Here is a 15,854-nt window from a genome sequence, read left to right as displayed (position 1 = left end):
TGAGCGCGCGCCCCGGACGATGTGCGAAGCATTCGGCTGTCTCGCGCGGTGAGGGTTCGTCCGATCATGCGCGCACCCCCAGCAAAGTCAGCTCATCGGCCCGGTGACACCGAACCGAACGGCCGGGTTCGACCTCCCGCCACGCCGGCGCCATTTCCTTGCAACGCGCCTCCGCAAACGGGCACCGCGGATGGAAGTAGCAGCCGCTCGGCGGATTTCGCGGACTGGCCACCTCGCCGGCCAACGGACGGGGCCCGCCGCGCAGGCTTGGGTCCGGCTTCGGCACCGCGGCGAGGAGGCTGGCGGTGTAGGGATGCAAGGGGCGCCGGAACAGGTCCTCGCAGGGCCCCTGCTCCACCATCTGGCCCACGTACATGACCGCCACCTCGTCGGCCACGTGTTTGATGACCGCGAGGTCATGTGAGACGAACAGATATGACAGCCCGAGAGCATCCTGCAGGTCCAGCAGGAGGTTGAGGATTTGCGCCTGCACCGACACGTCCAGCGCTGAGACCGCCTCATCCGCCACGATCAGTCGCGGGCTGAGCGCGAGCGCGCGCGCGATCCCGATCCGCTGCCGCTGGCCACCGGAGAAGGCGTTCGGATAGCGGTTCGCATGATCGCGCCGCAGGCCCACCAACTGCAGCAGCTCGTCGACCCGGGCATCGATCCGGGCGCGGTCCCGCCAGCCGTGGATCACCAACGGCTCGGCGATGATGTCCCGGACCTTCAGCCGCGGATTGAGCGAGGCGTAGGGGTCCTGGAAGACCATCTGGAACTCGGCCCTCAGGGCCCGCAGTCGGCGAACCGGCAGGTCTGAAAGGTCCACTGTCTCGCCCGCCGCCGTGCGGAACGTCACCCGACCGGCGGTTGGCTCAACCGCCCTCAGCACGCAGCGCGCGATGGTCGTCTTGCCGCATCCGCTTTCGCCCACCAACGCCAGGGTGCGCCCGCGCCGGACGTCGAAACTGACGTCGTCGACCGCTTTCACCACGCCGGATCGTGCGTCCCGGCCGTTCCCGCCATAGGTCTTGCAAAGTCCCGTGACGCGCAAGACGACGTCCTCCGGCAAGGCGTCGGCCTCGCAGACGCCGGGGCGCGGTTGCCTCGTGTCCATGGCGGCGCTCACGCGACTTCGGGGCGCAACGCCCCATCCGCCGCCGCATCCGCGTAGAGGTGGCAGGCGGCGGCGTGGCCAGGCGCCACCGTCCGCGGCGCCGGCTCGATGTGATCGCACAGGCCGCTGATGGCTTGGCCGCATCGCGGGTGGAAGGGGCAGCCCGGAGGCCGCGCAAGCGGATGCGGCACCGAGCCCCGCAGGGTGGCCAAGCGCGTGCGGGGCTTGGCGAGCGGATTGGGCATCGAGCGCAGCAGCGCCTGAGTGTAGGGGTGCTTGGGCGATCTGAAGATCGCGGCCGCCGCCCCCTGTTCAACGACGCGGCCCAGATACATCACCACGACGTCATCCGCGGTTTCTGCAATCACCCCGAGGTCATGGGTGATCAGCAGCAGGGCCATGGCCCTACTGTTACGCAGTTGCCCGAGGAGATCGAGCACTTGGGCTTGAGTGGTCACATCGAGGGCGGTCGTTGGCTCGTCCGCGATCAGCACCGAAGGTCCGCAGACCAACGCCATCGCGATCATGGCCCGCTGCCGTAGCCCGCCCGACAGCTCCCAGGCGTACTGGCCCATGATGAACTCCGGGTGGGGCGTGCCGACCTGGGCGAGCTGTTCGATGGCCCTGCGACGCGCGGCGGCGCGGTCCAGCGGCATGTGCAGACGGATGGTTTCGACGATCTGGTCGCCGACCGTGTGCACCGGGCTGAACGAGGTCATCGGCTCCTGGAACACCAGGCCAATGTCTCGCCCGCGGATCCCCCGCATTTCAGGGCCGTGCTTCGACAAGGTCGCAAGGTCGGTTACCTGGTTGTCGCGGGACAGCAGGATGCGGCCGGAGTCGATCCGTGCGTGCTTGTCCTCGATGCGGAGGATGGCGCGCGCCGTGACGCTCTTGCCGCAGCCGCTCTCCCCCACCACGCCCAGCGTGCGCCCTGGCCGGAGGTCGAAGCTGAGCCCATTGACCGCGCGCACGACGCCTTCGTCTGTGCGGAACGAGACGTGCAGATCCTGCACGGAGAGCAGCGGGTCAGGCGGTGGAGGGGGAATTCGCTCAGGCATAGGGGTCCGCAGCGTCTCGAAGGCCATCACCGATGAAATTGAACGCGAGGATGGCCGCCGCTGTGGGCGCCACCGGCCAGAGCAACCAGGGCGAGAGCGCCAGCGCTTCAAGATTCTGAGCACCGTTGAGCAGCACGCCCAGCGAGATCGCAGGCGGCCGTAGCCCCAGCCCCAGGAACCCGAGCGCCGTCTCGCTGGCGATCATCGCGGGAATCGCCAGGGTCGTCGTGGCGATGATGTGGCTGGTGCAGGCTGGCAGCAGATGCACCAGCATGATGCGTCCAGGACCGCTGCCGGCCAGCTCGGCGGCGAGAACGTAGTCTTCGTTGCGCAGCGCCATGATTCGTCCGCGCAGCTCGCGTGCGAGCTCTGTCCAGCCGATCAGGGCAATGATCAGGGTGACGGTGAAGTAGACCGCGGTGATGCTCCAGCTGGCCGGGATGGCGGCGGCCAGCCCCATCCAGAGCGGGATCGTGGGGATGGCGCGGAGGATCTCGATGAGCCGCTGGATCAGCAGATCGACCAAGCCTCCATAGTAGCCCGAGATCGTCCCCATCAAGAGCCCAAGGCTCAGGCTCAGCGCCACGGCCGCCAGGCCGATGACCAGCGAGGTGCGTATGGCGAGCAGGATCCGAGAGAACAGGTCGCGGCCCAACGAGTCCGCGCCCATGATGAAGAGTGCGCCTTCCGTGGCGGGCCGCCCCGCCACGCCGATAAGGTGCCGATGGGCCTCGAACCCGAGAATGCGATACCTGTAGCCCTCCGCCCACAGGACCACCGGGATGCGCGTGGCGGGATCCGGCGTGTAGCGCATCTCGAACGTCTGGGGGTCCCGCCAGCGGTGGAGCGCGTGCACGTGGGGCGCGAAGTGGCCGTCTTCGAAGAAGTGGATCGGCTGGGGGGGCACTAGGGGGCGCCCGGGATTGGTGGCGGCCGGATCGGAGTAGGCCAGGAAATCTGCGAACACGACGACGAGGTAGAGGAGCGCGACCACCACGGTGCTCGCGGCGGCCAGGCGATGCTTCAGGAATCGCCGTCGGATAAGCGTCCACTGCGAAGCCCCGGGTACGAGCTCAGCCATTGGTTGCGGCGGCTCCGGCGGGGCGATCAGGGCCTGCATCGACATCTCTCTAAGCCGCGAGCCGAATGCGCGGATCAAGCCACGCGAGGAGCAGATCTGAAACCAGCGTCCCCAGGACGGTCAGGGTGGCCAGAATGAGCAGAATGCCGCTGGCGAGGAACATGTCCTGAGCCTGCAACGCCCGTAGAAGCAAGGGTCCCACAGTCGGCAGATTCATGACGAGGGAAACGATGATGCTGCCCGAGACGAGTTGAGGAAGCGTCATGCCGATCGTGCTGACGAAGGGATTGAGCGCCACGCGAAGCGGATACTTCAGGATGAGATTGAGCTCGCGCATGCCTTTGGCGCGCGCCGTGACGATGTAGGGCTTCTCCAACTCGTCCAACAGATTCGCCCGCATCACCCGGATGAGGCGAGCCGTCGTGGCGAGCCCTAGGATCAGCGCCGGCGTCAGCAGATGCCAGAGCAGGTCGAGCCCCTTTCCCAGGCTCGGCGGCGCGGTCGCGTATTGCGCCGAATGCACCTCGCTGAAATCCACGTTGAACCAACGGTACCCGACGTACATGACCCCAAGCGCAAGGAGGAAGTTGGGCAACGCCACGCCCGTGAGTCCAAGGGTCGCGAAGAGGTAATCCCCGGGCGTCCCCCGGTTGGCCGCGCAGTACACCGCAATCGGAAGCGCCAACATCCAGGAAAGCGCGAGAGCGGTGACCGAGAGCAGCAGCGTCATGCCAATCCGCTCCGCGATCAGATCGGCCACCGGGCGGCCCCAGTCGAGCGACCAGCCTAGGTTTCCGCGCAGCACGCCCCAGGCCCAGTGGGCGTAGCGGACGAACATCGGCTGATCCAGTCCGTAGTCCGCCCGCAGCCGCTGCAGGTCGTCCCCAGAGCCGATAGCCCCGGATTGCGCAAGCTGAGCAACGTAGCTGGAGACGAAGTCCCCAGGCGGCAGCTGGATAATGACGTACGAGATCACCGAAATGACCCAGATCGTCACCACGCAGAGGGCCAGCCGGCGGAGGATGAATTTCGAAACTGACCCCATGCGCTTACGAGCGACACTCCGAACCCCGTCCGGGCTGGACGGGCAGGCTCACTAAGACCCAGTCGCTTCGGCCGCACAAAAAGTTCGCCAGTCGAACCGGGGTTCGGGAAAGCGCGGCTTCGCCCAAGTATGCCGGCTGCTAGCAAGCTCTTGAATAATGATCATTATCATCTGCGCTGGGCGATACCTATGCAACCCGCGGCGGCGAGGCTCGCGAGCCGGACGTGCAGCCTCCACAATGGACAGATGGCGGACGATTTGAGCGCGCACCCCCCGACCCTGAGCGAGCGGCTGGCAACCTGGGCCTCCGGGTTGTCGCTCGACGATATTCCTCAAGATGTGGTCGCGCGCCTGAAGACGGCCATACTTCAGGACCTCGTCATGGGGCTCATCGCTCATGACGACTGGCAGACCGAGCGCGCCCTGCGGTTCATCCAAGGCGAGGGCGGCGCCCCGGGTCGCTGCTGCGTTCTCGGACAGGCCGGACGTGCGGCCCCCATCGATGCGGCCTATGCCAATGCGGCGATGATCCGGGCCCTTCGACAGGAGGATAGTCTCATGCCGTCCGGGATCCACGGGGTGGCGATCACCCTGCCGGTGGCGATCGCCCTCGCGGAACAGCACGGCCGTAGCGGCGCCGATGTCCTCACGGCGATGGTCGCGGGGTGCGAAGTGGCTGCGGTCTTGGATCGCGCCGCGCCCGACAAGCGCATGGTGCGAACCTCTTCCCACACCTATGGCGGGTTCGCCGCCGCGGTCACCGCGGCGCGCCTCCTCGGACTCGATATCGGGCAGACGGCGACGGCGCTGGCCTATGCCGGGAATATCGCGGCCATGATCCAGCTGGGGTTTGAGGATCACCAATACGCCGTACTGGCCCGCAACGGCATGACGGCGGCCTACCTCGGGCAGGCGGGAGCCCCCGCGCCGCGGGACGCCCTTGAAGGTTCGCCGGGGTTCTATGAGGCTCAGCTCGGCGGCCGCCCTGAATCCTTCGAACCCGCGCTGGCCAGTCTGGGCGTGGACTTTGCCCTGACGGGGCTGGTGCTGAAACCGGCGCCCGGAACGCTCAACAGCGGCGTGGCCGTGATCCTGATGGCCCGCCTCATCGTTGAGCATGGCCTTACGCCCCAGCAGGTGATCCGCATCGTCGTGTCCCGGGCGTTCGAGTCCAACGATCCGGTTAAGCATGCGAAGGGTCCATTCATCCTTGATTACGCGGGATCGTCGATGCCGTTTGCGTTCGCTGCGACCCTGCTCGATGGCGGCATCACCTTGGAACGCTTCAAGAATCCCAACGTGCCGGAGGTGTTCGACATTACGAGGAAGGTCGAATTCCGGCGCCTGCAGGGGGTCAACGAAGGCCTTCAGCAGATCGAGGTCCACACCGTCGACGGCAGGGTTCTCCGGGCCGAAGGGGACTACCGCTTGTTGCGCAACACCAACGTCGAAGAGATTGTGCGATTCCATGGAAAAGGGCCCGACACAGCCCAGCTGATGACGCTCACTTCGATCGTTGGCGACATGGAGCATCTTGCGGACCTATCGCCTCTGTTCAGCTGCCTCGCGGAGCGGCCAGCCTTCCGCACCGCCATCGCCCAGCGGCCGAATTGTATCGGGCTGTGATCTATCGCCATAAGACCGTGCGCGAGGGCGGCCCGCTCAACGATATCACCCCGCGTCTGATGTGAGCCCGGGGTTGCGGGGTTCCGCCACCCTCATCGCGGCGCGCGGCGTCCGGGGTTTTGGAGACGGCTTCACGGCCCTGCTGTTGCCCGTCTATCTGACGAACCTGGGTTACAGCGCCTTCCGCGTCGGCGTGCTGACCACCGCGACCCTGCTGGGCTCCGCGGCGCTCACCCTGGCGGTCGGGCTGGCCGGTCACCGGTTCCCGGCCAAGCGGCTGCTGTTCGCCGCCTGCGTGTTGATGGCGGCGACCGGGCTCGCCTTCTCCCAAGCCCATGCGTTCTGGCCCCTGGTGATCGTGGGGTTCGTCGGCACGCTCAATCCGTCAGGGGGCGACGTCAGCCTGTTCCTGCCGCTGGAGCAATCGCTGCTCGCCCACGCGGGTCCGCCGTCGCAACGCACCCACCTGTTCGCCCGCTATGCCCTGGCCGGGTCGCTGATGGCCGCGCTCGGCGCGCTCAGCGTGGGGCTGCTGGATCCGTTGAAGGCCACGGGGCTGCCGAGGCTGACGCTCATCGAGTGGGCATTCGCCGCTTACGGATTGCTGGGCCTCGCCAGCTTCCTGCTCTATCGGCGCCTGCCCGACCAACCGGCGGAGACCGAGACGCCGCGCACGGCGCTTGGGCCCTCACGCAACAGAGTGCTGTGGCTGGCGGCTCTCTTCAGCCTGGATTCTTTCGCCGGCGGCTTTCTGGTGCAGTCGCTGTTCGCGCTGTGGCTGTTCCATCGCTTTGGGCTTTCGCTGACCGCGGCCGGAGCCTTCTTCTTCTGGACCGGCGTGCTTTCGGCGCTCTCGCAACTGGCCGCGCCGCTGCTCGCCAGGCGGGTCGGGCTTGTGAACACCATGGTGTTCACGCACATCCCGGCGAACGTCTGCGTGATGGCCGCGGCCTTCGCGCCGAACCTGCCCACAGCCTTCGCCCTGTTGTTCCTGCGCGCCCTGCTGTCGCAGATGGATGTGCCGGCCAGGACCTCTTACGTGATGGCCATCGTGACTCCAGCCGAGCGCGCGGCCGCCGCCGGCGTGACGAATGTGCCGCGCAGCCTGGCCTCGGCGCTTAGTCCGGCGCTGGCCGGGTTTATCTTCAGCGCCAGCCCGTTCGCCTGGCCGCTGGTGATCTGCGGGGGACTGAAGATCACCTACGACCTGCTGCTGCTTTGGCGCTTCCAGAAGGTCCAACCACCGGAGGAACAGGACCCCTAGGAGGCGCCTCGTGGAGAAAGCTGCGCTTCCTCCACTTTGCGCCGGACTTCCGGTCGAGACCGCAGCGGGCGATCAGCTTTTGCAAAGGCGCCTTCGGATCGCGGGATGGCAGTTCAGCTGGCGCCCGCGGTCATCGCACTGCCATCGAGCGCTTGGCCCTCGGCGATGTGAAGGGCATCGGCCAGAGACCTGCTCTCTGGCCGAGCTCGGCCACTTTGACGCATCGGCCGACCAGCGGCCTCTCTATCCGATATTCGATCCGACCGCTGCAGTGGCGCGCCCTCCGCGTGGTTCAGGCGGCGACAAACAGAAGGCCGAGCGAGTCGGCGACGGCCGGGTGGACGATCTTCCCGCCCACCACGTTCAGGCCAGCGGCGAAGCCCGGGTCGTCGGCGAGCGCGCGCTCGACGCCCTTTTCCGCCAGGGCAAGGACGTATGGGGTGGTCGCCGCGCTCAGGGCATATGTGGAGGTAAGCGGCGCCGCGCCCGGCATGTTGGCCACGCAGTAGTGGACGACGCCGTCGACCTCGTACGTCGGCTCGGCATGAGTGGTCGGTTTGGAGGTCTCGAAGCAGCCACCCTGGTCGATGGATACGTCCACCAACACCGAACCCTTGCGCATCAGCTTCAGGTCCTCTCGGCGGATCAGCTTGGGCGCCGCCGCGCCGGTGACCAACACGCAGCCGATCACCAGGTCGGCGGTCGGCAACAGCTCCAGCAGGGCGCCGCGCGACGCCAGCATCGTGCGGGCGCGGCCCTGGAAGTTGGCGTCCAGTTGGGCCAGGCGGCTGGGCGAGATGTCCATGATCGTCACATCGGCGCGCATACCGACCGCGACTTCGGCGGCATTGAAGCCCGAAACACCGCCACCGAGAATGACCACCTTCGCCGGAGCCACACCGGGCACGCCGCCCATCAGCAGGCCACGCCCGCCGGCCGGGGCCAGGAGGCACGCCGCACCCACCTGGGCGGCCATGCGGCCGGCCACTTGGCTCATCGGCGTCAGCAGCGGCAAGCCGCGTTTGTCGTCGAGGATGGTCTCGTAGGCGATGCAGGTGGCGCCCGACGCCATCAGGCCCTTGGCCTGCGCCGGATCAGGCGCCAGGTGGAGGTACGTGAAAAGGATGTGGTGCGGCTTCAGGAGCGCGATCTCATAGGCTAGCGGCTCCTTGACCTTTACGATCAGCTCAGCGGCGTCGAAGACGTCGGGCGCATCGGGAACAATCGTGGCGCCGGCGGCCGAGTAGTCGGTGTCCGACAGGCCCACGCCCGCGCCGGCCCCCGATTGCACGAACAACTCGTGGCCATGGGCGACAAGGGTGGCGACGACGGCGGGCGTCAAGCCCACCCGGCGCTCAAGCTTCTTGATCTCGGTGACGGTTCCAATCCGCATAGTGCGCTCTCCAGTGAAGTCGATAGGGGAGCCTATGCCGAAGAGCGGAGTGGAACCTTGATTTTTCCCTCTCCGCACAGCAGTGATATGCAACGATCTTGCACAAATGAAGTTTCAAATGGCGAAATCTGCAAATCGGATTGATGCGTACGACAAAGTCTTGCTTCGTCGGCTCCAGGACCATGGCCGGGCAAGCAATGTGGAGCTCGCCGAGGCCGCCAACCTGTCTGAAAGCGCCTGCTTCCGTCGAGTCCGGGCGCTGGAAGACGCCGGCGTCATCACCGGCTACGCCGCCACGGTAGACCCTCAGGCGATCGGCCTGGGATTGACGGTCTATGTCTCGATTACGCTCGCGAGTCAGGCGCAGGACGTGCTGGCGGCCTTCGAGGAGGCTGTCGCAAAAGCCCCCGAGATCGTCGAGTGCCACCTGATGACCGGCCAGGCCGACTACATTATTCGGGTCGTGGCCGCCGACGTCGAAGACCTGGAGCGGCTTCACGCCAAGGTGCTGACTCGCTTGCCCGGCGTGGCGCGGCTGAACTCCTCGATCGCGCTGCGCAGCGTCGTCCGCCGAAACGCCCTGCCGATTCGATAGGTCGTTCGGCGCCGAGACCGCGCAAAGTCTGGGCGGCCCGCTGCGAACCCGGATGATGGCGTCCGGACGTGTGCCGGCGCGGCGCCTCCGTCCACCGAGATCCTTCCGGCAAGCCCCGTCCGTTCGGGATTCGGTCCGCTGCAGCCGAAGCGAGCGGCATCGAAGAACTGCGAACCGCGGCGTATGGCGGGCGGCGTTCCCTTGGCGTTCATGGTCAAACACCGTTTTAAACGCCGTTTTAAATCGAATTTTAAAACGGCGACGAAGGCCGAGGCCGACTTAGTATTTAATTTTAAAGGAGAAATTGGCGCGCCCGGAACGATTCGAACGTCCGACCCTCAGATTCGTAGTCTGATGCTCTATCCAGCTGAGCTACGGGCGCGCACCGCCTGACGGCGAGGGCGCGGAACCTAGTCGCGGACGCCGCAAAGCGCAAGCCGGGGGCGCGTTAGAATTTCGCGCGCCCCGCGTCAGTGCGGGATCAGGCCGCCCAGGCCGTTGAGGATGGCGCGGCGGCGCGCGGCGGCGGCGTCCTGCGGCGACGGCGGCGGGTCCTGGCCAGCCTGCGAGCCGCCCGGATAGCTCCGGCCGCCGCCCATCGCCGGCATGGCCATGCCCAGCAGGCCGCCGGTCGCCGAGCGGTAGCGGACCTTGACCTCCCACTGCCGGTTCCAGGCGATCTTCGGGTCGGCGGGCCGGGGCGGATAGACGAAGTTCGCCTCCCCGCCATAGGCGACCATCTGCACGAAGCCCTGCGGCGCGGCGTCGACCACCTCCTTGGGCACCTGGCAGCTCGTGGTCTGGGGACCCATCAGGGTGTGGGTCTCGACGCCGCGCGCGAGGTCGGACGGGGCGATGTAGTCCGGCAGGGCGAAGGCGGCCGCCTGGGTCTCGGAAGAACTCCACAGCACCACCGTCATGTCGCCCCCGTCGCCGCTGCGGCCGCGCCCGCCGGCGCCGCCGGCCCCGATCACCGTCGCCGCATAGGCCTGGGCGCCCTGCACCGGCGCCCAGCCGAGCTGGGCCGGCCCGCCGGGCGTCTTGGCGTTGGTGGTCAGGGTCAGCGGCCCCAGGAAATCCTGGCTCGCGTTCAGGGTGAACCTGATCTCCGGGCTGTAGTTCCCGTGGACCGTGTGCTGGCCCACCAGCGAGCCACTACCGGGCGCCGTCGTGCGCGACTGGGCGTTGGGCCAGTCTCCGTAGGCGGCGTAGCGGCCGGGGGACGGCGGCTGCATCCGGCGGATGTCGAGGCCCTTGCCGATCAGCGCCATGCCCGGCTGGGCCTTGCCGGCGCTCATCTCGGCGAAGTCGAGGACGACCGGCTGGCCGGGCTTGGCATGCTCGCCGCAGCCCCAGAAGATCAGCATCCGGCCCTTGGGCTTCTGGTACTCCGGCGGGATCTGCGGCTTCTCCGGGGCGTCGTCGCGCACGACCGGCGTCGGGGCCTGCGGGGTGACCAGCGGCAGGCTGGCGCCCGCGCCCAGGCCAGCCGGCGGCAGGTGCTCGGCGCTGGGCGGCCCCGACGGGCGGTCCGAGGAGCCGAGCTGCAGCAGCAGGCTGTGCTGCGCCCCGCCGCCGTTCATCATCGCCATGACCTGGCTCATCGACGGCCGCCCGCCGCCGGCCCCGCCGCCCATGCCCGGCATGCCGAAGCCGCTCTGGGTCGAGGCGCTCATCCAGTAGACCGCCACCGGCCCGGTGACCTTCTGCGCCGGCTGCGCCACCGCCGCGCTCGCCGCCGCCGCCGCGCCCGTCAGCAGCAGAAACCTGTGACCCCTACGCATGGCAGCCTCCCGCCCCAATTCGCAGAACAAGGCTATCAGGGGCGCCGCTCAGGTAAAGCCTGCGTATTGTCCCCCGATTGGCGCGGCCGAAGCGGGGCGAACTTCCCAAGATGTCCGCGCCTGCCTATTGCTGCGCGCCTGGATTTTGGCGGCGAGGGCAGGGCCGGATGCGACCGATGGGCTTTCCGGAGGTTCTGGAACTGCTCGTGGTCCTGCGGGACCACAATCCCGCGAATGAGGACGCGCGTTTCCTCGTCCACTGTCTGAACAATATTTCCGGCAGTCGCGCGCAGATGCTGCAGGACCTGTGGGTGACGTTCGAACGTCCCGGTCGGCGGAACGGCTTTTTCGTCGAGTTCGGCGCCGGCGACGGCGTCCGGTACTCCAACACCGCCTACCTGGAGCGCGAACTCGGCTGGACGGGGATCGTCGCCGAACCGGCGCGGATCTACCGCACCCAGCTCCGCGCCAACCGGCGCTGCTTCGTGGACAACCGTTGCGTCTGGACGAAGACCGGCGAGACCCTGTTGTTCAACCAGGCGGCCATCCCCGCGCACTCCACCCTCGACGCCTTCTCGGACAGCGACAACCTGGGCCCCACACGCGAAACCGGCGCGCGCTATGAGGTCGAGACCGTATCCCTGAACGATCTGCTGGCGCACTGGAACGCGCCCCGCAGGATCGACTACCTGTCGGCTGACACGGAAGGCTCGGAACTGGCGATCCTGCAGGCCCTGGACTTCGAGCGCTACGACGTGGGCCTGATCAGCGTCGAGCACAATCATACGGACAAGCGTCGCGAGATCTTCGATCTGCTGACGTCCAAGGGCTATCGGCGGACGCTTGAGGCCATGTCGGGCGTCGACGACTGGTATGTGAAAACCGGCTGGAGCGCGTCAGGGTGAAGTGGAACGCGGGTCACCCGTCCGACGCGCTCTGAGCTTTTGAAGATCGACCCTTTTTGTCCGGGTCACCAGATCCCATTCGAACCGGGCGGCGGTCAGGCCGTAGACCGAGCCCCCGGACAGCACCGCCGCGTCCACCGCCTCCACCAGGTTCTCCGGCGCCGGGGCGTCGGTCTCCCGCGGGCCCGGCGCCCCGCCGCGGACGTCGACCGCGCCCGGGGATCGTGCGCCTGGCCCACTTTCAGCCCGGCCACGTCGGTGATCAGGTTGCGGGGTCCGGCCCGCGCATGCGATGGCAGTCCGCTCATGATCGGGCGACCTCGCACGCCGCCGGGTTTGTTGTCCACGCGCCCGCGGCCACTATGTTGGCGCTTCACTCCCGTCCCTTCCGGAGCCTTTTCGCCCGTGTCTTCAGTCTTGCCCCCGTTCAAGCGTCTCCTGCCCCTCACCCTGGCGGCCCTGCTCAGCGCCACCGCAGCGGCCGCGCAGGCGCCGCCCAAGGGCCCCACGGCCATGGTGGCCGCGGCCGAGCCCGACGCGGTGGAGGCGGGCCTGAAGGTGCTGAGGGCCGGCGGCTCGGCGGTGGACGCCGCGGTGGCCGTGCAGGCGGTGCTGGGCCTGGAGGAGCCGCAGAGCTCCGGCCTCGGCGGCGGCGCGTTCATGACCTACTACGACGCCAAGACCCGCCAGGTGACCGCCTACAACGGCCGCGAGACCGCCCCGGCGGGCGCCACGGCGGAGCTGTTCTACGGCCCGGACGGCAAGCCCATGCCCAAGGGGCAGGCGATCGTCGGCGGCCGCTCGGCCGGCGTGCCCGGCGCCATCGCCATGCTCCACCTGGCCCAGAGCCAGCACGGCAAGCTCGCCTGGAAGGATCTGTTCGGCGACGCCGAGCACCTGGCCGGCGACGGCTTCCACGTTCCCGCCCGGATGGCCGCGGCGGCCTCCTCCAACGCGCCCCAGGCCAAGCAGCCGGACGCCGTCGCCTATTTCACCAAGCCCGATGGGACCAAGGTCCAGGCCGGCGAGATCATGAAGAACCCGGCCTACGCCGCCACGCTGAAGCGGCTGGCGGCCGAGGGGCCCAAGGCCATCCTGGAAGGCCCTATCGCCGAGCAGATCGTGGCCAAGCTGCACGAGGGTCCCTATCCCAGCGCCATGACCCTGAAGGACCTGGCCGGTTACAAGCCCGAGGTCACGCCTGCCGTCTGCCGGCCCTATCGCGAATACACCGTCTGCGTGCCGCCCGCGCCCTCGGGCGGACCGGCGGTGCTGGAGGGCCTGGGCATCCTGCAGCGCACCGATATCGACAAGCACCCGAACGACGTCCAGGGCTGGTACCTGTTCAGCCAGGCGAGCCGGCTGATGTACGCCGACCGCGACCGCTACTACGGCGACCCGGACTTCATCTCGGTGCCGATGGAGGGCCTGCTGGCGCCCGACTACCTCGACGCGAGGGCGCGGCTCATCAACCCGGACAAGGCCGGCCCGCCGCCGGCGCCCGGCAATCCCAAAGGCGCCGGCCCGCGCGGGCCCGACCGCACCAAGGAGCCCGGCGGCACCACCCACATGGTCATCGTCGACAAGGACGGCAACGCCATCTCCATGACCACCACGGTCGAGAGCATCTTCGGCGACGGTAAGATGGTCGGCGGCTTCTTCCTCAACAACCAGCTCACCGACTTCTCCTTCACGCCGAAGGATTACGACGGCGCGCCGGCCGCCAACGCCGCGGCGGGCGGCAAGCGGCCGCGCTCGTCCATGGCGCCGGCCATCGTGCTGGACCGGCAGAGCCGCTTCGTCGCCGGCGCCGGCTCCCCCGGCGGCCCGTCGATCATCGCCTTCAACCTCAAGGTGCTGGTGGGCCTCATGGACTGGAAGGTCCCGCCGCAGGAAGCCGTGGCCCTGCCCAACCTGATCGCCTTCGACACGATCTACGCCTCGGAGCCCGCGAAATTCCCGCCGGGCGTGGTGGCGGGGCTGGCGGCCAAGGGCGTCGCGGTGCGCGGCGGCCCCTTCGGCGAGGGCTCCGGCGAACAGGCGATCGAGATGACGCCCAACGGCCTTCGCGGCGGCGCTGACCCGCGCCGTGAAGGCGTCGCCCGAGGGTACTGAGCCTGGCGACCCTTGACGACATACGCGCCGTCGCCCTGGCCCTGCCGGGCGTGCAGGAGGTCGACTATCGCGGCGAGCCCTGGTTCCAGGTGGGGTCCAAGGGCTTCGTCTGCAGCTCGCGCGGCAGGATCATCATGAAGCTGGCCTCCGCGCATCAGGAGCTGCTGTTCGAGGCCCGACCGGACGTCTTCCGCCCGATGATCGCCGGCGCCCTGCGCTGGAGCTTCGTGGACATCGCCGCGCTCGACGCCGATGAAATCGGTGAGCTGGTCCGCGAGGCCTGGACCCAGATCGTCCCGAAGAAGGTCGCTCGCGCCTACTTCGGCGCGGCGTGAGCGGCAGGCCGCCGCTTCGGCGGCGCCGGCGTCGGCGCGCCCGGCAGGCGCAGCTCGAAGATTGAGCCGCCGGGTCCGGTCTCCACGAGGCTCAGGTCTCCGCCGTGCGCCTGGGCGAGCTCTCGCGCGATCGCGAGGCCCAGGCCCGCGCCATCGGGGCGGCCCGATCCCGCGAAGGGCTGGAACAGCCGCTCGCGCGCCCGTTCCGGCAGGCCCGGCCCGTTGTCGGCCACGCGGATCAGGCTGGCGTCTCGGGTGCGGGTCAGGCTGACGGCGATCCGCCCGGGCTTGGTGCGCCCTTCCTGGTGCTCGATCGCCTGCTGGGCGTTGCGCAGCAGGTTGGCCAGGATGCGGTGCAGTTGGTCGGGGTCGGCGATCACCCGCTCGGCCGCGGCGATCCGGCAGGACAGGGCGACTTGGTGCTCCACGAGCCGCGCTTCCTCGGCCGCCGCCTGGACGGCCGAAGTCAGGGGCACGGGCCGGGGCTCCGGCGCGGCCTCCTGGGTCTTGCCGTAGGCCAGCACGCCGGACGCCAGCTTCACCGCCCGGTCGAGCGCGCGCTCCAGGCGCGGCAGGGCCTGGCTCACCTTGGGATCCTTCAGCGCCGCCAGCCGCTCGGAGGCGATCTGGGCGCTGGTCAGCATGTTCTTCAGGTCGTGGTTGATCTTGGCCACCGCCTCGCCCAGGGCGGCCAGCCGGGCGCGGGAGTTCAGCGCGGCGCGCAGGTCGGCCTGCATGCGGTCGAGCTCGGCCTCGGCGCGGCCCACCTCGTCACGGCGTCCGGAGAGCTGGATGCGCGCCTCGGAGTCCTCCGGGTCGGCGCGGAACCGTTCCATGGCGTAGGTGAGCCGCTGGATGGGCCGAACCAGGAAGAGGTTGAGCGTCAGGTAGACCAGCAGGCCCGCGATCGCCGAGACGAAGGCGATGACCAGCACCACCCGCCAGAGATAGCCCGTCAGCGCCTTCTTCAGCTCCGCGTCGGGGGCCACGAACTCCACGAAATCGGTGCGCGCGTTGAGGTCGTTGCGGAAGCGCGGGGCGGCGATCACCCGCAGCCGCGCGTCCGGCGCGCTGAACAGGGTGCGGAAGGGGGCCAGCAGGTCCAGGCCGACATTGCCGCGCAGGTCCACCAGGTAGGGCGAGATGGCGGTGCGTGGCCCCGCGAACACCAGGGAGCGGATCTTGTCGTTGGAGATGGCCACGATCTCCACCCCGGCGCCCTTCAGGAGCTCCGTCTTCAACTGCTCGGAGACCTTGCGGTCGGGCGCGACCTCGGGCGCGAGGGACGCGAGCTCGGCCGCGCGCACCCGGTCCAGCAGCCACTGCTGCTCGAAGGACGCCAGCGCGGGCGGCAGGGACAGCAGGCCGCCGAACGCCACGAACAGGATGGTGAGCGTCAGCAGGCGCGCCGAGAGGCCGCCCGGCCAGAAGAAGCGGGGCCTCGCGGGCCTGGTCTCTTCCTGTGGCGTGGGGGCGGCGTCCGCCATGATCCTTCCGAGTTAATGCAGCGCGTTCACTTCGGCAACGCGGGCC

General features: G+C 68.6%; 13 protein-coding genes and 1 tRNA gene. 6 read left to right on the top strand and 8 right to left on the bottom strand.

What is annotated here, in order from left to right:
- Nucleotides 1-64: 64 nt before the first annotated feature.
- From VNW53_RS00650 to VNW53_RS00635, 4 genes are read right to left on the bottom strand one after another with little or no spacing between them, the layout of a single operon-like run.
- Entirely contained in the window at nt 65-1,117 is a 1,053-nt protein-coding gene (locus tag VNW53_RS00650; protein ID WP_325552893.1) for an oligopeptide/dipeptide ABC transporter ATP-binding protein, read from the bottom strand.
- A gap of 8 nt (nt 1,118-1,125) precedes the next feature.
- Entirely contained in the window at nt 1,126-2,133 is a 1,008-nt protein-coding gene (locus tag VNW53_RS00645) for an ABC transporter ATP-binding protein (protein ID WP_325552891.1), read from the bottom strand.
- 37 nt (nt 2,134-2,170) lie between these two features.
- A complete protein-coding gene (locus tag VNW53_RS00640; protein ID WP_325552890.1) occupies nt 2,171-3,298 on the bottom strand; it encodes an ABC transporter permease in 1,128 nt (375 codons plus the stop codon).
- Between the two features lie 10 nt (nt 3,299-3,308).
- Nucleotides 3,309-4,304, bottom strand: a complete 996-nt coding sequence (locus VNW53_RS00635) for an ABC transporter permease (RefSeq protein ID WP_325552888.1) — start codon at nt 4,302-4,304, stop codon at nt 3,309-3,311.
- A 246-nt stretch (nt 4,305-4,550) separates the two neighbouring features.
- Between VNW53_RS00635 and VNW53_RS00630 the strand changes: the two genes are divergently transcribed.
- Together VNW53_RS00630 and VNW53_RS00625 are read left to right on the top strand one after the other, a co-directional pair.
- The gene (locus VNW53_RS00630; protein WP_325552887.1) at nt 4,551-5,930 is read left to right on the top strand and encodes an MmgE/PrpD family protein; all 1,380 of its coding nucleotides are present in this window, start codon (nt 4,551-4,553) and stop codon (nt 5,928-5,930) included.
- A 73-nt stretch (nt 5,931-6,003) separates the two neighbouring features.
- Nucleotides 6,004-7,194 carry an MFS transporter gene (locus VNW53_RS00625; protein ID WP_325552885.1) on the top strand — a complete coding sequence of 397 codons (1,191 nt, stop codon included), beginning with the start codon at nt 6,004-6,006 and terminating at the stop codon, nt 7,192-7,194.
- Nucleotides 7,195-7,486: 292 nt separating this feature from the next.
- On the opposite strand, the gene ald is transcribed toward VNW53_RS00625, so the two are convergent.
- Nucleotides 7,487-8,587: an alanine dehydrogenase gene (gene ald / locus VNW53_RS00620; protein ID WP_325552884.1), complete on the bottom strand. Its 1,101-nt coding sequence runs from the start codon at nt 8,585-8,587 to the stop codon at nt 7,487-7,489.
- 118 nt (nt 8,588-8,705) lie between these two features.
- Here ald and VNW53_RS00615 point away from each other — a divergent pair, with 118 nt between their 5' ends.
- Nucleotides 8,706-9,182 (top strand): Lrp/AsnC family transcriptional regulator, encoded by a 477-nt coding sequence (locus VNW53_RS00615; protein ID WP_325552882.1) that lies wholly within the window; start codon nt 8,706-8,708, stop codon nt 9,180-9,182.
- Nucleotides 9,183-9,487: 305 nt separating this feature from the next.
- On the opposite strand, the gene VNW53_RS00610 is transcribed toward VNW53_RS00615, so the two are convergent.
- Both VNW53_RS00610 and VNW53_RS00605 read right to left on the bottom strand, forming a co-directional pair.
- Nucleotides 9,488-9,564: transfer RNA gene (locus tag VNW53_RS00610), tRNA-Arg, on the bottom strand.
- Nucleotides 9,565-9,652: 88 nt separating this feature from the next.
- Nucleotides 9,653-10,966 carry a hypothetical protein gene (locus tag VNW53_RS00605; protein WP_325552881.1) on the bottom strand — a complete coding sequence of 438 codons (1,314 nt, stop codon included), beginning with the start codon at nt 10,964-10,966 and terminating at the stop codon, nt 9,653-9,655.
- Nucleotides 10,967-11,142: 176 nt separating this feature from the next.
- Between VNW53_RS00605 and VNW53_RS00600 the strand changes: the two genes are divergently transcribed.
- The 3 genes from VNW53_RS00600 (at nt 11,143) to VNW53_RS00585 (ending at nt 14,321) form a co-directional block, all read left to right on the top strand.
- The gene (locus VNW53_RS00600; protein WP_325552880.1) at nt 11,143-11,871 is read left to right on the top strand and encodes an FkbM family methyltransferase; all 729 of its coding nucleotides are present in this window, start codon (nt 11,143-11,145) and stop codon (nt 11,869-11,871) included.
- A gap of 405 nt (nt 11,872-12,276) precedes the next feature.
- The gene (locus VNW53_RS00590) at nt 12,277-13,986 is read left to right on the top strand and encodes a gamma-glutamyltransferase family protein (protein WP_325552879.1); all 1,710 of its coding nucleotides are present in this window, start codon (nt 12,277-12,279) and stop codon (nt 13,984-13,986) included.
- Nucleotides 13,983-14,321, top strand: coding sequence for an MmcQ/YjbR family DNA-binding protein (locus VNW53_RS00585; protein ID WP_325552916.1), 339 nt, complete (start codon nt 13,983-13,985; stop codon nt 14,319-14,321). Before VNW53_RS00590 ends, VNW53_RS00585 begins: the two co-directional genes overlap by 4 nt.
- Here the strand turns inward: VNW53_RS00585 and VNW53_RS00580 are convergent.
- Nucleotides 14,303-15,808, bottom strand: a complete 1,506-nt coding sequence (locus tag VNW53_RS00580; protein ID WP_325552877.1) for a HAMP domain-containing sensor histidine kinase — start codon at nt 15,806-15,808, stop codon at nt 14,303-14,305. The two genes, VNW53_RS00585 and VNW53_RS00580, sit on opposite strands and share 19 nt — an antisense overlap.
- Nucleotides 15,809-15,854 lie beyond the last annotated feature (46 nt).

This window comes from Phenylobacterium sp. (assembly GCF_035569475.1).
Lineage (GTDB): Bacteria > Pseudomonadota > Alphaproteobacteria > Caulobacterales > Caulobacteraceae > Phenylobacterium.
This window is presented reverse-complemented; position numbering and strand designations above follow the sequence as displayed.

What these genes read in the sequence shown, in the direction of transcription:
- VNW53_RS00640 (WP_325552890.1), bottom strand. Translation starts at nt 3,298, where the DNA reads ATGCAGGCCCTGATCGCCCCGCCGGAGCCGCCGCAACCAATGGCTGAG.
- VNW53_RS00615 (WP_325552882.1), top strand. Translation starts at nt 8,706, where the DNA reads ATGGCGAAATCTGCAAATCGGATTGATGCGTACGACAAAGTCTTGCTT.
- VNW53_RS00635 (WP_325552888.1), bottom strand. Translation starts at nt 4,304, where the DNA reads ATGGGGTCAGTTTCGAAATTCATCCTCCGCCGGCTGGCCCTCTGCGTG.
- VNW53_RS00605 (WP_325552881.1), bottom strand. Translation starts at nt 10,966, where the DNA reads ATGCGTAGGGGTCACAGGTTTCTGCTGCTGACGGGCGCGGCGGCGGCG.
- VNW53_RS00580 (WP_325552877.1), bottom strand. Translation starts at nt 15,808, where the DNA reads ATGGCGGACGCCGCCCCCACGCCACAGGAAGAGACCAGGCCCGCGAGG.
- VNW53_RS00630 (WP_325552887.1), top strand. Translation starts at nt 4,551, where the DNA reads ATGGCGGACGATTTGAGCGCGCACCCCCCGACCCTGAGCGAGCGGCTG.
- VNW53_RS00650 (WP_325552893.1), bottom strand. Translation starts at nt 1,117, where the DNA reads ATGGACACGAGGCAACCGCGCCCCGGCGTCTGCGAGGCCGACGCCTTG.
- ald (WP_325552884.1), bottom strand. Translation starts at nt 8,587, where the DNA reads ATGCGGATTGGAACCGTCACCGAGATCAAGAAGCTTGAGCGCCGGGTG.
- VNW53_RS00600 (WP_325552880.1), top strand. Translation starts at nt 11,143, where the DNA reads ATGGGCTTTCCGGAGGTTCTGGAACTGCTCGTGGTCCTGCGGGACCAC.